At 71.8% G+C, this 16,535-nt stretch carries 16 protein-coding genes; 1 reads left to right on the top strand and 15 read right to left on the bottom strand.

Going from position 1 to position 16,535, the window contains the following annotated elements:
* Window positions 1–322: 322 nt before the first annotated feature.
* On the top strand, window positions 323–1,120 hold the full coding sequence (locus ACIF80_RS34330; protein WP_399812092.1) for a tyrosine-protein phosphatase: 798 nt from the start codon (window positions 323–325) through the stop codon (window positions 1,118–1,120).
* Between the two features lie 75 nt (window positions 1,121–1,195).
* On the opposite strand, the gene ACIF80_RS34325 is transcribed toward ACIF80_RS34330, so the two are convergent.
* From ACIF80_RS34325 to ACIF80_RS34255, 15 genes are all read right to left on the bottom strand, one after another.
* On the bottom strand, window positions 1,196–1,318 hold the full coding sequence (locus ACIF80_RS34325) for a DUF6126 family protein (protein WP_055572108.1): 123 nt from the start codon (window positions 1,316–1,318) through the stop codon (window positions 1,196–1,198).
* On the bottom strand, window positions 1,315–1,938 hold the full coding sequence (locus tag ACIF80_RS34320) for a helix-turn-helix domain-containing protein (RefSeq protein ID WP_399812089.1): 624 nt from the start codon (window positions 1,936–1,938) through the stop codon (window positions 1,315–1,317). The genes ACIF80_RS34325 and ACIF80_RS34320 overlap by 4 nt, the downstream gene beginning before the upstream one ends.
* Before the next feature lie 85 nt (window positions 1,939–2,023).
* Window positions 2,024–3,439: an aspartate aminotransferase family protein gene (locus tag ACIF80_RS34315; RefSeq protein WP_399812087.1), complete on the bottom strand. Its 1,416-nt coding sequence runs from the start codon at window positions 3,437–3,439 to the stop codon at window positions 2,024–2,026.
* Complete coding sequence (dxs, locus tag ACIF80_RS34310) at window positions 3,436–5,358, bottom strand: 1-deoxy-D-xylulose-5-phosphate synthase (RefSeq protein WP_399812085.1); 1,923 nt, start codon at window positions 5,356–5,358, stop codon at window positions 3,436–3,438. Before dxs ends, ACIF80_RS34315 begins: the two co-directional genes overlap by 4 nt.
* A gap of 30 nt (window positions 5,359–5,388) precedes the next feature.
* Entirely contained in the window at window positions 5,389–6,579 is a 1,191-nt protein-coding gene (gene ispG / locus ACIF80_RS34305) for a flavodoxin-dependent (E)-4-hydroxy-3-methylbut-2-enyl-diphosphate synthase (protein WP_399812083.1), read from the bottom strand.
* Window positions 6,580–6,583: 4 nt separating this feature from the next.
* The gene (hpnH, locus tag ACIF80_RS34300; RefSeq protein WP_399812081.1) at window positions 6,584–7,606 is read right to left on the bottom strand and encodes an adenosyl-hopene transferase HpnH; all 1,023 of its coding nucleotides are present in this window, start codon (window positions 7,604–7,606) and stop codon (window positions 6,584–6,586) included.
* A 5-nt stretch (window positions 7,607–7,611) separates the two neighbouring features.
* Window positions 7,612–8,253 (bottom strand): 1-hydroxy-2-methyl-2-butenyl 4-diphosphate reductase, encoded by a 642-nt coding sequence (locus ACIF80_RS34295; RefSeq protein WP_399812078.1) that lies wholly within the window; start codon window positions 8,251–8,253, stop codon window positions 7,612–7,614.
* Window positions 8,253–10,355, bottom strand: coding sequence for a squalene--hopene cyclase (shc, locus tag ACIF80_RS34290; protein ID WP_399812076.1), 2,103 nt, complete (start codon window positions 10,353–10,355; stop codon window positions 8,253–8,255). Before shc ends, ACIF80_RS34295 begins: the two co-directional genes overlap by 1 nt.
* 120 nt (window positions 10,356–10,475) lie before the next feature.
* A complete protein-coding gene (locus ACIF80_RS34285) occupies window positions 10,476–11,549 on the bottom strand; it encodes a polyprenyl synthetase family protein (RefSeq protein WP_399812073.1) in 1,074 nt (357 codons plus the stop codon).
* Window positions 11,550–11,611: 62 nt separating this feature from the next.
* Window positions 11,612–13,081 (bottom strand): hydroxysqualene dehydroxylase HpnE, encoded by a 1,470-nt coding sequence (gene hpnE, locus ACIF80_RS34280; protein ID WP_399812071.1) that lies wholly within the window; start codon window positions 13,079–13,081, stop codon window positions 11,612–11,614.
* A complete protein-coding gene (locus ACIF80_RS34275; protein ID WP_399812068.1) occupies window positions 13,078–13,218 on the bottom strand; it encodes a DUF6380 family protein in 141 nt (46 codons plus the stop codon). The genes hpnE and ACIF80_RS34275 overlap by 4 nt, the downstream gene beginning before the upstream one ends.
* A complete protein-coding gene (hpnD, locus tag ACIF80_RS34270) occupies window positions 13,218–14,168 on the bottom strand; it encodes a presqualene diphosphate synthase HpnD (RefSeq protein ID WP_399812065.1) in 951 nt (316 codons plus the stop codon). Before hpnD ends, ACIF80_RS34275 begins: the two co-directional genes overlap by 1 nt.
* On the bottom strand, window positions 14,165–15,088 hold the full coding sequence (hpnC, locus tag ACIF80_RS34265; protein ID WP_399812062.1) for a squalene synthase HpnC: 924 nt from the start codon (window positions 15,086–15,088) through the stop codon (window positions 14,165–14,167). Before hpnC ends, hpnD begins: the two co-directional genes overlap by 4 nt.
* A 359-nt stretch (window positions 15,089–15,447) precedes the next feature.
* Window positions 15,448–16,236, bottom strand: coding sequence for an ABC transporter ATP-binding protein (locus ACIF80_RS34260; RefSeq protein WP_399812060.1), 789 nt, complete (start codon window positions 16,234–16,236; stop codon window positions 15,448–15,450).
* Window positions 16,229–16,535: ABC transporter permease (locus ACIF80_RS34255; protein ID WP_399812057.1), on the bottom strand; the 307-nt coding region annotated here is incomplete at its 5' end. The genes ACIF80_RS34255 and ACIF80_RS34260, both read right to left, overlap by 8 nt.

Here is a 16,535-nt window from a genome sequence, read left to right as displayed (position 1 = left end):
GACAACACATCGTCACCTCTATGACGATGCTCACCACCCCATTCCCATCTCCCTTCCTATCGGGGCACGTTATGGCGAAACTCCTTAAACGGACAGAACGCTCTAATGGGAGAATCTCGGATGGTTCGGCCGGGCCGGGCCGCAGGTCCGGCACGGGTCCGTCCGCGCCGGCGACTCCGCACCGGGAGCTCCACCGGGAGGGCCCCGTCTCCACTCCGACGGCCCCCTCGCCAACTCATTGCCCCTGCCAGGCATGTCGTATCGTCGGGTGACACCCGCCGGCGCCGACGCGCCGGCGGCGCAGAGTGGGAGAGGGGCCCCCGTGACGCAGCAGATCCCGTCGACCGAACCCGAGCTCATCGGAGTGCGCAATTTCCGTGATGTGGGCGGTCTGCCGACCGTCGACGGCCGCCGGGTGCGGCACGGGGTGCTGTTCCGCAGTGGCCATCTCGCGCACGCCACGGAGGAGGACGCCGCCTTCCTGTCCTCCCTGGGACTGCACACCGTCTTCGACTTCCGCAACGCGGCCGACCACAAGCTGGACGGGCGGGACATCGAACTGCCCGGCGTGCGCAATGTGAATCTGCCGCTGAGCGACCCGGCCGACGGCGCCGAGTTCTGGAGGATGGTCCGCGACGGGGACCTGGACCAGCTCCGCTCGATCCTCGCCGGCGGCAAGGGGGCGGAGCGGATGATCACCTCGTACCGCATGACGGTGAGGCAACGCACCGCCGAGCACTCCCAGGTGCTGCTCTCGCTCGCCGAGGAGTGCGTGCCCGCGCTGATGCACTGCGCGGCGGGCAAGGACCGCGCGGGCCTGTCGGTGGCGGTGACACTGCTCGCGCTGGGCGTGGAGCGGGACGCGATCTTCGACGACTACCTGAAGTCCAGCGCCGCGCACCGCCGCTACAAGGTGCGCCGCAGCGGCACCTCCGCCTCGGCCTACTCCCCCGAGGTCATGGAGCTGCTCGACCCGCTGTTCGACGCCCGCGCCGAGTATCTGTCGGCCGCGCTGGAGACGATCGAGGAGACCTGGGGCGGCGTGGACCCCTACCTCGAGCAGGGGCTCGGGCTCACCCCCGGGAACCGGGAGCGGCTGCGCGAGCGCATGCTGGACTGAGTGATCCCCCGGTCGGGCACCTGCCCGACCGGGGGATCACAGGACCGCTCGGCTCCTGCCGTGTCCGTCCGGGAGTTACTGCTTCGCGCCCACCTCGAACAGCAGATAGATGAAGCCCGCGAAGAGGTGCCCCACCACCACGTAGACGAACAGCCTCACCCACAGGGCGCGGGGAAACTTCTCCTCCAGGTCTTTCATGACACATCTCCTTGGGTGGGGCCCAGGCACAGGGCGGCCGTGGGACTCTGCAGCAGGGTGTGGACGAACAGCAGCTCGACCCCGTCGGGGTCCTCGGCGGCGATACGGTGCGGGGTCAGCGAGTCGAAGTGCGCGCTGTCGCCCGGGGCGAGGCGGTGCAGGGCGTCCCCGAGGCGCAGCCGCAGCCGCCCCTTGAGGACGTACAGCCACTCCTCGCCCGGGTGGACCCGCACGATGTCGCCCTGGGCCCCGTACGGGACCTGGACCCGCAGGGCCTGCATCCCGCGCCCGGGGGAACCGGCCTGCCAGTACGTCCAGCCGCCCGCGGAGGTCGGCTCCATGTCGCCGGCGCGCGTCACCGGCTCGCGGTCGGCGGTCGTCTCGCCGAGCAGTTCGGAAACCGTCGTACCGTAGATACGAGCGAGGGAGAGCAGCATCGGCAGCGAGGGCTGGCGCTGCCCGGTCTCCAGCCGGGAGAGATGGGCGGGCGACAGTCCCGCGTCCCGGGCGGCGGCCTCCAGCGTCAGGGAGGCCCGGCGCCTCAGGGCGCGCAGCTGCGGGGCGACCGCGGGGAGCGCGGCGGCCGGTCCGGCCGACGGCTCGGCCTCGGGGGAACTCATGGCCCCATTCAGCCGCATCTTTGCCTGTGGGGCAAATTCCTTGCCTCACAGGCAAAACGCGTCCGGCCGGCGGACCGTCATGGTCTCACCGGTCGGCGACCGCCTGTTTCACCAGTGTCCTGCCGAACTCCCACACCAGACCGCCGTCATGGGCGTCGTCCATGACCGCGGTGAAGGCGTCCACGAACCGGTCCACCTCCCGCTCGCCGATGATCAGCGGCGGGATCAGCTTGATCACCTCCAGGTGGTCGCCGGAGACCTGGGTGAGGATCCTGTGCTTCTGCAGCAGCGGGACGACCACCATCTGCGCGAAGAGTCCCTTGCGCGCGGCCTGCAGCACGGCCCAGCGGCCGCGCAGCTTCAGCGACCGCGGCCGGCCGAACTCGATGCCGATCATCAGGCCCCGGCCACGGACGTCGGCGAGCAGCTCGTACGTGTCGACGAGGGCCGCGAGCCGGGACCGCAGCAGTTCCCCGGTGGCCCGGACGTTCGCGACGATCTGCTCGTTCTCCATCACCGCCAGCACCGCGAGGCCGGCGGCCATGGCCTGGGCGTTGCCCCCGAAACTGGCCGAGTGGACCAGCACCCGGTCCATCGACGAGTAGACCTTGCGGAAGATCCAGTCCTTGCCGAGCGTGGCCCCCACCGGCACGTAGCCTCCGGAGAGCGCCTTGGCCACGCACACCAGGTCCGGTTCGACCCCTTCCTCGTGCTGGTAGGCGTAGAAGTCACCGGTCCGCCCGAGTCCGGTCTGCACCTCGTCGGCGATCAGCAGCGCCTTGTGCCGGTGCAGCAGCTCCTGGGCAGCGCGCAGATAGCCGGGCGGGGCCGCGTGCACGCCCTTGCCCTGGATGGGTTCCACGATGAGGGCGGCGACGTCGCCCCTGGCCAGCTCCCGCTCCAGCGCGTCCACATCGCCCAGGGGCACGGCCGTGTCGGGCAGCAGCGGGGCGAAGTCGTCCCGGAAGCCGGATTCGCCGTTGACGGACAGGGAACCGGTGGTCAGCCCGTGGAAGGCGTGCGCGCAGTACAGCACGCGGGGCCTTCCGGTCGCGCAGCGGGCGAACTTCAGCGCGGTCTCGACCGCCTCCGTGCCGCTGTTGCCGAAGAACACCCGGTCCAGGTGAGGGCTGTGGGTGAGCAGTTTCTCGGCGAGCAGTCCGGGCAGCGGCGGGCAGTCGAAGCGGGTGAGGTCGGCGAGCGAGGCGTCGAGGACGTCGTGCAGCGCCTTGCGGACCACGGGGTGGTGGCGTCCCAGGCCCATCACCCCGAATCCGGCGAGCATGTCCAGGTGGTCGTTGCCGTCCGCGTCCCAGAAGTGGGCCCCCTCGGCGCGTTCGTAGACCTTGTCGAAGCCGATGGTGTGCAGCATGCGCGGGAGCTGGTGGTTGAGGTGCCTGGTGTGCAGCTCGTAGCGTTCGGCTCCGCGCTCGGCCAGCAGCGCGCCGAGGTCGAAGTCCCCGGCCCGCGAGGGCTCCGGGGCGGACTCCGCGGTGGTCATGGCTGGTGCTCCCGTTGTTCCTCGGACGGTTCGCTCGGGGACCGCCGCTCCTGCCCCACGGCCGGGCTCGCGCCGATCCGGCCGGCGATCTCGACGGGCGTCAGGCCGATGTCCGCCAGTACCTCTCCGCGCTTGGCGTGCGCGAGGAACTGCTCCGGAATGCCGAACCGCCGTACCGGTACGTCGACATCCGCGTCGCCCAGTGCCAGTGCCACGGCCGAACCCACGCCCGCCGCACGGCTGTTGTCCTCGACGACGGCCACCAGCCGGTGCCGCGCGGACAGGCCGACGAGTTCGGGTGCGACGGGTTTGACCCAGCGCGGGTCGACCACGGTGCACCCGATGCCGCGTGCCTCGAGCAGTTCCGCGGCCCGCAGGCAGACCGGCGCCATGACGCCGACCGACACCAGCAGCACCTCGGGATCGCCGGAGCGGTGCAGCACGTCCGTGCCGCCGATCCGGTCGAGCGCCGGGACGGCCGGGCCCACGGACTCCTTGGGGAACCGCAGCAGCGTCGGCGCGTCGTCGACGGCGACCGCCTCCCGCAGCTGGGCACGCAGCTGGTCGGCGTCGCGTGGTGCGGCGATGCGCAGACCGGGCACGACCTGAAGCACCGACAGGTCCCACATGCCGTTGTGCGAGGGCCCGTCGACACCGGTGACGCCGGCCCGGTCCAGGACGAAGGTGACCCCGCAGCGGTGCAGGGCCACGTCCATCAGCAGCTGGTCGAAGGCGCGGTTGAGGAAGGTGGCGTACACGGCGACGACCGGGTGCGTGCCGCCCGTCGCCAGGCCCGCCGCGGACACGGCGGCGTGCTGCTCGGCGATGCCGACGTCGTAGACCCGGTCGGGGAACCGCTCGGCGAAGGCGCCCAGGCCGACCGGGTGCAGCATGGCGGCGGTGATCGCCACCACGTCCTCGCGCTCCTCGCCGATGCGGACGATCTCCTCGCCGAAGACGGAGGTCCAGGACGGCCCGCCGGCCGGTGCGAGCGGCGCGCAGGTGAGGGGGTCCATCACGCCGACGGTGTGGAAGCGGTCCTCCTCGTGGGAGACGGCGGGTTCGTAGCCACGGCCCTTCTCGGTGAGGCAGTGGACGAGGACGGGCCCGTGGAAGCGTTTGGCGCGGCGCAGGGCGGATTCCACGGCCTTGATGTCGTGCCCGTCGATGGGGCCGACGTACTTCAGGCCCAGGTCCTCGAAGAGGCCCTGGGGGGCGAAGGCGTCCTTGAAGCCCTTCTTGGCGCCGTGCAGCGCCTCGTAGACGGTGCCGCCGATCACGGGGGTGCGCTGGAGCAGGTGCTTGCCCCAGGCGAGTACCTGCTCGTAGCCGTCGGTGGTGCGCAGGGTCGCGAGGTGGTTGGCGAGGCCGCCGATGGTCGGCGCGTAGGAGCGCTCGTTGTCGTTGACGACGATGATCAGCGGGCGGTCCTTGGCGGCGGCGATGTTGTTCAGCGCCTCCCAGGCCATGCCGCCGGTCAGGGCGCCGTCGCCGATCACCGCGACGACGTGCCCCCTCTCCCCCCGCACCCGGCGTGCCTTGGCCAGCCCGTCGGCCCAGCCCAGTGCCGTGGAGGCGTGGCTGTTCTCGATGACGTCGTGCTCGGACTCCTCGCGCGAGGGGTAGCCGGAGAGGCCGCCCTTGCCGCGCAGCTTGGAGAAGTCCTGACGCCCCGTGAGCAGTTTGTGTACGTAGCTCTGGTGACCCGTGTCCCACAGGATGCGGTCGACGGGTGACTCGAAGACCCGGTGCAGGGCGACGGTGAGCTCCACCACGCCCAGGTTGGGTCCGAGGTGACCGCCGGTCCTGGCGACCGCGTGCACCAGGAACTCCCTGATCTCTTCGGACAGTTCACCGAGTTCCGCCTCGGACAGCGCCTTCAGGTCGCGTGGTTGCCTGATGCTCTCCAGTATCGTCACGCTCGGTCCCCTATCGGTCCGTGCCTCGTCTCAACCCACCGTCACGGCCGGCTTTCCGGTGCCGGCCGGGGCGCCGGTGCCGGCGCCGTCCTGTTCCGTCCGTTCGGCTTCCATCTGCTCGGCGATCTTCATGGCCTCCTCGATGAGGGTCTCCACGATCTTCGACTCCGGAACGGTCTTGATCACCTCACCCTTCACGAAGATCTGCCCCTTGCCGTTGCCCGAGGCCACCCCCAGATCCGCCTCCCGCGCCTCCCCCGGACCGTTCACCACACAGCCCATCACCGCGACCCGCAACGGCACGTCCATCCCCTCCAGACCCGCCGTCACCTCGTCCGCCAGCTTGTACACATCCACCTGCGCCCGGCCACAGGAGGGACACGACACGATCTCCAGACCCCGCTGCTTCAAATTCAGCGACTCCAGGATCTGCAGCCCCACCTTGACCTCCTCCACCGGCGGCGCCGACAGCGAGACCCGGATCGTGTCACCGATCCCCTGCGAGAGCAGCGCCCCGAACGCCACCGCCGACTTGATCGTGCCCTGGAACGCCGGACCCGCCTCGGTCACCCCCAGATGCAGCGGATAGTCGCACTGCGCGGCCAGCTGCCGGTAGGCCTCCACCATCACCACCGGATCGTTGTGCTTGACCGAGATCTTGATGTCCCGAAAGCCGTGCTCCTCGAACAGCGACGCCTCCCACAGCGCCGACTCCGCCAGCGCCTCCGGCGTCGCCCTGCCGTACTTCTGCAGCAGCCGCCGGTCCAGCGAGCCCGCGTTCACCCCGATCCGGATCGGCGTGCCGTGCTCCCCGGCCGCCTGCGCGATCTCCCTGACCTTGTCGTCGAACTGCTTGATGTTGCCCGGGTTGACCCGCACCGCCGCACAGCCCGCCTCGATCGCCGCGAACACGTACTTCGGCTGGAAGTGAATGTCCGCGATCACCGGAATCTGCGACTTGCGCGCGATCGTCGCCAGCGCATCGGCGTCGTCCTGGGTGGGACACGCCACCCGCACGATCTGACAGCCCGACGCCGTCAGCTCCGCGATCTGCTGCAGCGTCGCCCCGATGTCCGAGGTCCGCGTCGTCGTCATCGACTGCACCGACACCGGCGCGTCCCCACCCACCGCCACCGACCCGACCTGGATCTGCCGGCTCCTGCGCCGCGGAGCGAGCGGCCGGACGGGCACCTCGGGCACTCCGAGGGAGACAGCGGTCATGGCCTCACTCCCCGTTTCCCGAGACCGTGTCGCGGATGGCGCGCAGGGACTCCTTCAGGGACCCCATGGTGGCGAGGACCGCGGTGGGCTCGTAGCCGCAGTGCGCCATGCAGTTGGCGCAGCGCGGGTCCTTGCCGCGGCCGTACTTGTCCCAGTCGGTCTCCTCGATCAGCTCCCGGTACGTCGGCACATAGCCGTCGCTCATCAGGTAGCAGGGGCGCTGCCAGCCGAAGAGCGAGTAGTTCGGGATCGCCCACGCGGTGCACGGGAAGTCGACCCTGCCCTCGAGGAAGTCCAGGAACAGCGGCGAGTGGTTGAGCCGCCAGCGACGGCGGTTGCCCCCGGCGAACGCCTTCCTGAACAGCTCGCGGGTCTGCTCCACACCGAGGAAGTGCTCCTGGTCGGGGGCCTTCTCGTAGGCGTAGGCGGGCGAGATCATCATCTCGTCGACCTTCAGGTCGTCGTTGAGGTAGTTGAGCACCTCGACGATGGTCTGCGGGGTGTCGGTGTTGAAGAAGGTCGAGTTGGTGGTGACCCGGAAGCCGCGCCGCTTGGCCTCCTTCATGGCGGCCACCGCCTCGTCGAACACGCCTTCCTTCGCCACGGACTCGTCGTGCCGCTCGCGCAGGCCGTCGATGTGCACGGCGAACGCGAAGTACGGCGACGGGGTGAACTTGTCCATCTTCTTGCGCAGCAGCATGGCGTTGGTGCACAGGAACACGTACTTGCGCCGGCCCACCAGCTGGCGCACGATCTCGTCGATCTGAGGGTGCATCAGCGGCTCGCCGCCGGCGATCGACACCATCGGCGCCCCGGACTCCAGCACCGCGCCCACGGCCTGCGCGACCGGCATGCGCTGCTTGAGCACCCCGGCCGGGTGCTGGATCTTGCCGCAGCCCTCACAGGCGAGGTTGCAGGCGAAGAGCGGTTCCAGCTCGACGATCAGCGGAAACTTGTCCCGCCGACGGAGCTTCTGTTCGGCCAAGTATGTAGCGACCTTGATGGACTGACGCAGCGGCATGGCCATCTGGCTCACCTCCTGGGGAGCAGCAAGGAACGGTGCCATTCGAGATACGCGGGAAGAACGGAACGAAGAACGCGGAAAGCCGATATTCCACCGCGCACCGTGCCGATCCGGACCAGTTCATGTTCAGGAGCGTCCACGACCACCCGTACGGCCGCAACGGGGCGCGCACCCGCGCGGACGGCGCTCAGGAGCGTGACCGCGGACTCCATGTCGACCGCGATCGCGCCGGTGGCGAGCAGCTCGGCCCGTTCGTGCCCCCGGACCACGTGCTCGGAGCCGATGAGCGGTCCGGTGTGGACGGTGCGCCCCGGCGCGACCCGGGCCAGCTCCTTCACCAGCAGGCCGGTCCCGACGCACGGCACGCTGCCGCGCGGGTCGCGGGTCTCCCCGGCGACCACCAGGTCTCCGGGGTGCATCCCGGGGGCCAGCCCGGCGCAGAAGCCGGTGGCCAGCACGGCGGCGTCGCGCAGCCCCGGGCCGGCGAGCGCCCGGGTGACGGAGCGCTCGGCCGCGGCGGGCCCCATGCCCGTGCGCAGGACGGTGACCGGCCCGCCGGGGCCGCCGCGGCCCTTCCCGCGCAGGGCGAGCCGCTCGATGCCGAGCGCGCAGGCGATCAGCAACGGCGCCCGGGCCGCCCGGGGGCTCATCAGCTGCCCTTCGCCTCGGCCGGTTGCTGCTGTGCGCCGGCGCCCGGCACGCCGGCCTCCGTCGTGCCCGCCCTCGGCTGTATCCCCGGGATTTCCGCCGGCTGCTTCGCCGGCGGCTCGGCGAACGGCTCCCCGTTCACGTACCGGCCGAGCGCGGTGAGCGGGAAGACCTGCCGGTAGAGGTGGTAGTTGATGGAGAAGTCCCAGGGGAACCCGGTGCCCGTGAAGTAGGGCTCGTCCCAGGAGCCGTCCTCGTGCTGGGTGGCCGCCAGCCAGGCGATGCCGCGTTCGACGGCCGCGGACTCCTTCTCGCCCGCCGCCAGCAGGGCCATCAGCGCCCACCCGGTCTGCGAGGGGGTCGAGGCGCCCTTGCCGCTCCACTCGCGGGAGTCACGGTAGGAGCGCAGGTCCTCGCCCCATCCGCCGTCGTCGTTCTGGACCGACTCCAGCCAGGACACGGCCCGTCGGACGGCCGGGTGCGAGCCGGGAAGGCCCGCGGCGACCAGCGCGGGCACCACGGACCCGGTGCCGTAGAGGTAGTTGACGCCCCAGCGCCCGAACCACGAACCGTCCGGCTCCTGTTCGGCGAGCAGCCACCGGATGCCACGCCTGGTGCGCGGGTCGTGGGCGAGCCCTTCGACGGCGAGCATCTCCACGACGTGCGCGGTGACATCGGCCGACGGCGGGTCGATGACCTCGCCGAAGTCGCAGAACGGCAGCCGGTTGGGGAACGGGCTGGTGTTGTCGACGTCGAAGGCGCCCCAGGCACCGTTGCGGGACTGCATGCCGAGGTTCCAGCGGACCCCGCGGCCGATGGCGTTGTCCACCCGCTCCGGGTCGTGGTGCTTGACCCGGCGGAGCGCGAGGACCACCTCGGCGGTGTCGTCGATGTCGGGGTAGTTGTCGTTGTGGAACTCGAACGCCCATCCCCCGGGCGCCAGTCCGGGCCTGCGCACCGACCAGTCGCCGGGCCGTACGACCTGTTCGCCGAGCATCCAGTCGGCGGCTCTGACCAGTTGGGGATGGTCGGCGGGCAGACCGGCGTCGGCGAGGGCGATGGTCGCGAGGCAGGTGTCCCACACCGGGGACTGGCAGGCCTCGATCATCCTGGCGCCGTCCTCGCGCCACACCGCGAACCGGTCGAGGGACCGCAGTCCGGCGCGCATCACCGGATGGTTCAGGTCGTAGCCGAGCAGGTGCAGCGCGATGACGGAGTAGACGGCGGGCGGCTGGATGCCGCCCCAGCAGCCGTCGTTCTCCTGCCGCTCGATGATCCAGCGGGCCGCGGTGTTCATCGCCGCCCTGCGCAGCCGGCGCGGGACGGCCCGGCGCAGCGCGTGCAGGCCCTTGTCGAGCCGCTGGAAGGCGCCGTCCCAGCTGATCGCCGGTGCCATCCGTCCGGGAGGATTGGGCCTGGCCGGGTCGGTGTGCAGTTCGTCGAGCGGGAACGGGGCGGGCCGTACCGGCCGCTCGGCGGAGACGATCGTCAACGGGACGATGGTCTGGCGGGCCCAGCAGCCGAAGTCGTAGATGTTGAGCGGCACCCAGGACGGGAACCAGATCAGCTCGGGCGGGAGTTCGGGCAGGTCCTCCCACTTCCACCAGCCGAACAGGGCCAGCCAGATCCGGGTGAAGACCCGGGAGGCGGCGACCCCGCCCCGGTCGCGGACCCAGGCGGCGGCGCGCGCCATGTGCGGGGCGTCCGGCCGGTCACCGGCCAGCCGCAGCGCGACGTACGCCTCGATGGTGGCGGAGAGGTCGCCGGGCCCGCCGTAGAAGGTGGCCCAGGTGCCGTCCTCGCGCTGCTCCCCCCGGATGAACAGGGCGGCGGCCCGGGTGGTCTCCTCCTCGAGGATGCCCAGGAACTGACGCAGCAGCAGGTCCTCGGCGTCCATCGTGACGTTGGTCTCGAGGTCTCCCTTCCACCACCCCTGGTCGTCCTGGCGGGACAGCAGGAACTCGGTGGCGCGCCGCATGGCGCCGGCGGCGATGTCGGGTACCCCGGCCGCCACGGGGATGTCGGTGTCGGTGTCGGTGTCGCTGGCCGCGGCCACCGAGGACGGCAGGGCCGCCCCGGTGCTTCCGTCGGTCGTCGCTGTCATGGCTTCCCCTTCGTGCAGTCCTGCAATGTGTGCGTCTGCTGTGGGTCCGCCGTCGGCCGGTGCCGTACCTCCCCGCAGCACCGGCCGGCGACTACGCGAGGGTTATTCGACCGATAGTGATCATCTCTTTCGTACGACGACGAAGTCCGCGAGCGCCGTGAACTGCTCCCGGACCCTGTCGGGCATGTCGACGGCGTCGAGGGCCTCGATGGCGATGGTGTGCTGGCGGCGTGCTTCCCCGGCGGTCCACTCCCGTCCGCCGGCCTGCTCGATGAGGGCCGCGCGGGCCGCGAACTCCTCCTCGGAGAAGTTCGCGAAGTCGCTGCTGCCCGCGTCGGCGGCGAGGATCTCCGCGAGCTGCTCGGAGGCCGGGCCGCCCTCGGCGAGCGCCGCCACGACCGGGAGGGACTTCTTGCGCTGGCGCAGATCGCTCCAGGTCTGCTTGCCGGTGGCCGCCGGGTCGCCCCAGATGCCGAGGAGGTCGTCGACGGCCTGGAAGGCCAGGCCGAGGTGGTAGCCGTACTTCTCCAGGGTGTCGGCGGTGTGCGGGTCGGCGCCGCCGAGCACCGCGCCGACGGAGCTGGCGCAGGCGAGCAGGGCGCCGGTCTTGTTGCCCTCCATCTCCAGGCACTCCTCGACCCCGACCCGGTCGCGGTGCTCGTAGGAGATGTCCTGCGCCTGGCCGTCGATGAGGGCGCGGGTGGCGGTGGTCAGCCGGCGGGTGGCCCGGCCGGCCTCGACGGTGCCGAGTTCCAGCAGCACCTCGTTGGCGAGGGCGAACAGGGCGTCGCCGACCAGGATGGCCTGGGCGGGGCCGTGCACCTTCCAGACGGTGTCGCGGTGCCTGCGCTGCTCGTCGCCGTCCATGAGGTCGTCGTGCAGCAGGGAGAAGTTGTGGACGAGTTCGACGGCGACCGCGCCGGGGACGCCGACTTCGGGGGCGGCGCCGGTGACCTCGGCGGACAGCACGGCGAGCGCGGGGCGCACGGCCTTGCCGCCGTCGCCGTCGGCGGGCCTGCCCTGGGCGTCGATCCAGCCGAAGTGGTAGGCGGCGACGGTGTCCATGGGGGGCGCCAGGCGGTCGATGGCCGCCCGCAGTACCGGCATGGCCAGTGTCCTGCCGCGCTCCAGGAGCGCGGGCACGTCCGCCGCGGTCCTTCCAGCGGCCTTCGAGGCCGGGGGCACAGTGGGCACAGTCTCTCCTCTTGTTGCGGTACCGGGGGTGCGGGGACCCGCCACGGCGGGTGCGTCGGCGCTCACCGGAGTCCCTCTCGCACGGCGGGGGCCGGGACGGGGCGGCCGGCCGCCCCGTCCCACGCGAAGAGGTGACGGGGGCGGGGCCGGCCCAGGGTGTTCAGCGCGGCGTCCGCCGCGCCGACGCCGCTGCGGACCGCACCCTCCATGGTCGCGGGCCACCCGGTGGCGGTCCACGCTCCGGCCAGGTACAGGCCGGGAGCCTTGGTGCGGGCGCCGGGCCTGAGCCGTCCGACGCCGGGAGCGGGGGCGAATGTCGCGGTGCGCTCCCGGGTGACGAAGAAGTCCCGCACGGTGGCGCCGCGGGTGCCCGGCAGCAGGCGCTCCAGTTCGGGCAGGTAGTGCTCGCGCAGCACGGCCACGGGCTCGTCGATGTCGTTCTGGGCGACCGACTGCGAGACGGCCAGGTACTGCCCCTCCCGCAGGCCGGAGGCCCGGGTGCGGTCGAAGACCCACTGCACGGGGCTGCCGAGGGCCGCGAAGAAGGGACTGGTGAGCACCGTGCGGTCGTAGACGACGTGCAGGTTGAGGATCGGCGCGGTGCCGATGCCGAGCAGCCGCCCGGGGTCGTCGAGCGCCCCGGCGGGCAGCAGGTCGTACGCCTCGCGCTGCGGCACGGCGAGGACGACGGCGTCCGCGTCGAGGGTCTCGCCGGGAACCTGCACGCTCCAGCTCCCGTCACCGCGCGGGGAGACGGAGGTGACGCGGGTACGGACCTCGGTGCGGACGCCCGCGGAGTCGAGCGCCTTGCGGGTCAGCCGGTCGTGCAGTTCGCCCAGGGGGACATGGGCCCAGCCGATGTCGGCCGCGCCCGGGTCGGACAGCAGCCCGGTCTTGAAGACCATCGCGGCGAGCGCCAGGGACGAGTCGCCCGCGACCGCGTTGAGGGTGGCGACCCCCACCAGGTCCCACAGCGCCTCGACGGCGCGCGGCGACTGGCCGTGCGCGGCCAGCCAGCTGCCGAAGTCCTGGTCGTCGAGGGCGGGATCGGCGAGGTCGAGTCCCTTGAGCGCGAGCGCGGCCCGGCCCACGTTCGCCCGTTCGGCGAGCGAGAGGTGCGGGTAGGTGGCGAGGCTGCGTCCCAGGTGCAGGGGGACCGGCAGGGGGTCGCGGCGCAGCCGGCCGAGACGGCGCCCCTCGGGCCGGTCGGCGTCGATCACGGGCACGTCGAGGCGGTTCTGCAGCGGTGCCAGGGCGGCCCCCTCGATCCGGTCGAGGAACCAGCGGTAGGCGGTGCAGCAGCGCAGGTAGACGTGCTGGCCGTTGTCGACGGTCAGGTCGCCGCGCTGGAAGGAGAAGGCGAGCCCGCCGAGCCGGGGGCGGCCTTCGAGCAGGGTGACGCGCACGCCGGCGTCGGCGAGCGCGAGCGCGGCGGTGGCGCCGGCGAGCCCGCCGCCGACCACGACGGCGTGCCGTCCCGCCGGGGCGTCGTCGCCGGTGAACGGGTCCTCGGAGCTGGTGACACGGGTCATGACGCGCCCTCCCCCGCCCGGCCGCCGTGTCGCCGGATCGGTGTGCGGCCGGCCGTCCTGGTCAGGGACGCAGGGCGGCGGCGGAGGGTTGCGTCCCGCTTGCCGGCCGCGCCGTCGGGCGGGAGTGGTGTGTCCATCAGGCGCGCCTCCTGACGGCCCGCCGGGTGACGTGCCGGGTGTCCAGGCCGGACAGGCCGCGCACCGCGACGTAGGCCTTCTCCCGTCCGGGCAGGGAGACCCGGCCGCGCAGTACGGCCTCGGGCTCGCGCTCGATGCGGTCGAGGAGACGGCGGTAGATGCCGGCCATGGCGGCGACACAGGCGCCGCTGCGCCGGTCGAGCATGGGCAGCAGCCGGTAGCCCTCGGCGAACAGGGCGCGGGCCCGGCGCACCTCGAAGTGGACGAGGCCGGCGAAGTCGGAGCCCTCCGGCGGGACCGGCCCACTGAACCCGGCCGAGCAGCCGAACTTGGCCAGGTCGTCGGCGGGCAGGTAGGTGCGCCCGCCCTCGGCGTCCTCCCGGACGTCCCGGAGGATGTTGGTGAGCTGGAGCGCGAGCCCCAGCGTGTCGGCGTACTCGGGGGCGCGTTCGGCGCCCCGTGCCCCGGGTTCGGTGCCGAAGACGCCGAGGGAGATCCGCCCGATGGCGCCGGCGACGCAGCGGCAGTAGACCTTCAGGTCGTCCCAGGTCTCGTAGGTCTCGCCGCGCAGGTCCATCTGCACGCCGTCGATCAGCTCGTCCAGACCGCCGAGCGGGACCGGGAACCGCTGCGCGGTGTGCGCGAGGGCGACGGCGACCGGGTCGGTGTCGTCCTCGTCGACCGCCCCGTCCCGGACCCGGGTGAGCAGCGCCCGGGTGTCCTCGAGCCGGGCGGCCTTGACGTCGTCCGGCAGCGCGCCGTCGCCGATGTCGTCGACGCGCCGGGAGAACGCGTACAGCGCCGACATCGCGCGCCGCTTGGGCGTCGGCAGCAGCCGGATGCCGTAGGCGAAGTTCCGGGCCTGCTGTCCGGTGACGGCCTCGCAGTACCGGTATGCGGCGAGCACCGGCGCCGACGTGTGTGTGTCCGGCTCCACGGCCCGGATCACCCCTCTCCTCGCAGCGTCGTGCCGGCCTCGCGCAGCAGCCGGACCTTGCCGGGCTTGGGCGGGCCGGGAAGTACGTCGTATTCGGCGGCGGCGATCGCGCCCAGGGCCGCCCGTCCTCCTGCCACGAACCCCGCGAGCAGCAGCTTCAGCCTGCCGCGGACGCTGTCCACCAGGGGAGCGCCCTCCTCCAGGAGCTCCCGGGCGCGCTGCGCCTGGAACGCGATCAGTGCGCGCACCGACGCGCCGGCGTGCGGCGCGGCGAGATCCGCCTCCTCGACGTGGAAGCGTTTCATGTCCTCGGCGGGCAGGTAGACGCGGTCGCGGCCGAGGTCCTCGGTGACGTCCTGGAGGTGCTCGACGATCTGGAGGGCGGTGCAGACCGCGTCCGAACGGCGGACCCGCTCGGGGGTCGAGGTCCCGGTGACGCCGAGGACCAGGCGGCCGACCGGGTTGGCCGACAGTTCGCAGTAGGCGAGCAGGTCGTCGTAGGTCTGGTAGCGGCTGACGACCTGGTCCTGGCGGTTGGCGGCGATCAGGCCGAGGAAGGGTTCGGGGGGCAGGCCGCAGCGGCGGACCGTCGGCTGGAGCCGGCGCAGCAGCGGATGGCGCGGGGCCGAGTCGAACACACGGTGCAGGTCCGCCTCGAAGGCGTCCAGCAGCACCGTCCGGTCGCCCGCCCGGTCAGGGGCGACACCGAGCAGTCCGGCGTCGGCGCCGCCGGGGGCCAGGTCGCCGTCGCCGATGTCGTCGACGAGCCGGGCGTAGCCGTAGACCGCCATCAGGTCGGCACGCCAGGCTCTGGGCAGGAAGAACGGCGCCACCGGGAAGTTCTCGGCGGCGGCCTTGTCGAGGGTGGCGCGTTCGGTGTCCAGGGGGGCGCGCCCGGCGCCCTCCGCGCGCGTCGTGCCGGTTCGCGTCATCCCGGACTGCCCTGGGCGGGGACGGCGCACACTGCGTTGAGCAGGGGAGTCTCCGTAGCCATTGCCGTCACATCTCCCGTTCTACACTGCCGACCCAATACACACTATTTCGGACACGCCGCCCGCACTTCAGCCCGGCCGGGTCGCCCGTCGGTGTCGCGCGTTATGGCCCTGATTGCCGTCTTTAGGGACCGGTACAGCTTACGTTGTACAGCGCGGTACGGACCGCCGGGGTGTCCCCGCGCCTCGGAACAACGCACCGACCGGTGTCAAGATTCCTGCGCACGGCAGGAGTTGACACTTCTTTTGCGGACGCCGGACCCCATGGGCCAGTAGTGGCGGGGTCCGGGCCGACCGGGCTACTTACCGGTGAACTTCTCGTACTCCTTGAGCACCTCTTCGGTCGGGCCGTCCATGCGCAGTTCGCCGCGCTCCAGCCACAGCACGCGGTCGCAGGTGTCGCGGATCGACTTGTTGTTGTGGCTGACCAGGAAGACGGTGCCGGCCTCCTTGCGCAGTTCCCGGATCCGCGCCTCGGAGCGCTTCTGGAACTTGCGGTCGCCGGTGGCCAGGGCCTCGTCGATCATCAGGACGTCGTGGTCCTTGGCCGCCGCGATGGAGAAACGGAGCCGGGCGGCCATGCCGGAGGAGTAGGTGCGCATCGGCAGGGTGATGAAGTCGCCCTTCTCGTTGATGCCGGAGAAGTCGACGATCTCCTGGTAACGCTCCTTGACCTGCTCGCGGGTCATGCCCATGGCCAGCCCGCCGAGTATGACGTTCCGTTCGCCCGTCAGGTCGTTCATCAGGGCGGCGTTGACGCCGAGCAGGGAGGGCTGGCCGTCGGTGTAGACCTTGCCCTTCTCGGCGGGGAGCAGGCCGGCGATGGCCCGCAGCAGGGTCGACTTGCCGGAGCCGTTGGAGCCGATCAGGCCGATGGCCTCGCCGCGGCGGGCGACGAAGGAGACCCCGCGCACGGCGTGCACCGTGCGCACGCCCCGCGCGTCGGCGTCCTTGCCCCGCCGTAGCATCCGGCTGAGCGCCGCCGTGGCGCTGCCGCGGCCGCCGCGGGCACCGTTGACCCGGTAGACGATGTGCAGGTCGTCCGCGATGACGGTGGGGATGTGGGTGTCCGTCCTCTCGTCAGCCACGGCCGTACCTCTCTTCCGCCTTCCAGAAGTAGACGAAGCCGATCACGCCGGCCAGCAGTGCCCAGCCCACCGCGAAGGCCCACACGTGCGGCGGCAGGTAGGAGGAGCCGTAGTCGTCGATCATCGCGAAGCGGACCAGGTCCATGTAGACCGCGGCCGGGTTCCACTGCAGGACGTCGGCGAGCCAGTGCGGGACGTCCTTGTCGGCGAGCATCGCCGGGATGCTGAACATGACGCCCGAGGCGTACATCCAGGTGCGCAGCACGAACGGCATCAGCTGGGCCAGGTCGGGGGTGTTG

Source organism: Streptomyces sp. NPDC085927 (assembly GCF_044540975.1).
Taxonomy (GTDB): domain Bacteria; phylum Actinomycetota; class Actinomycetes; order Streptomycetales; family Streptomycetaceae; genus Streptomyces; species Streptomyces hirsutus.
This window is presented reverse-complemented; position numbering and strand designations above follow the sequence as displayed.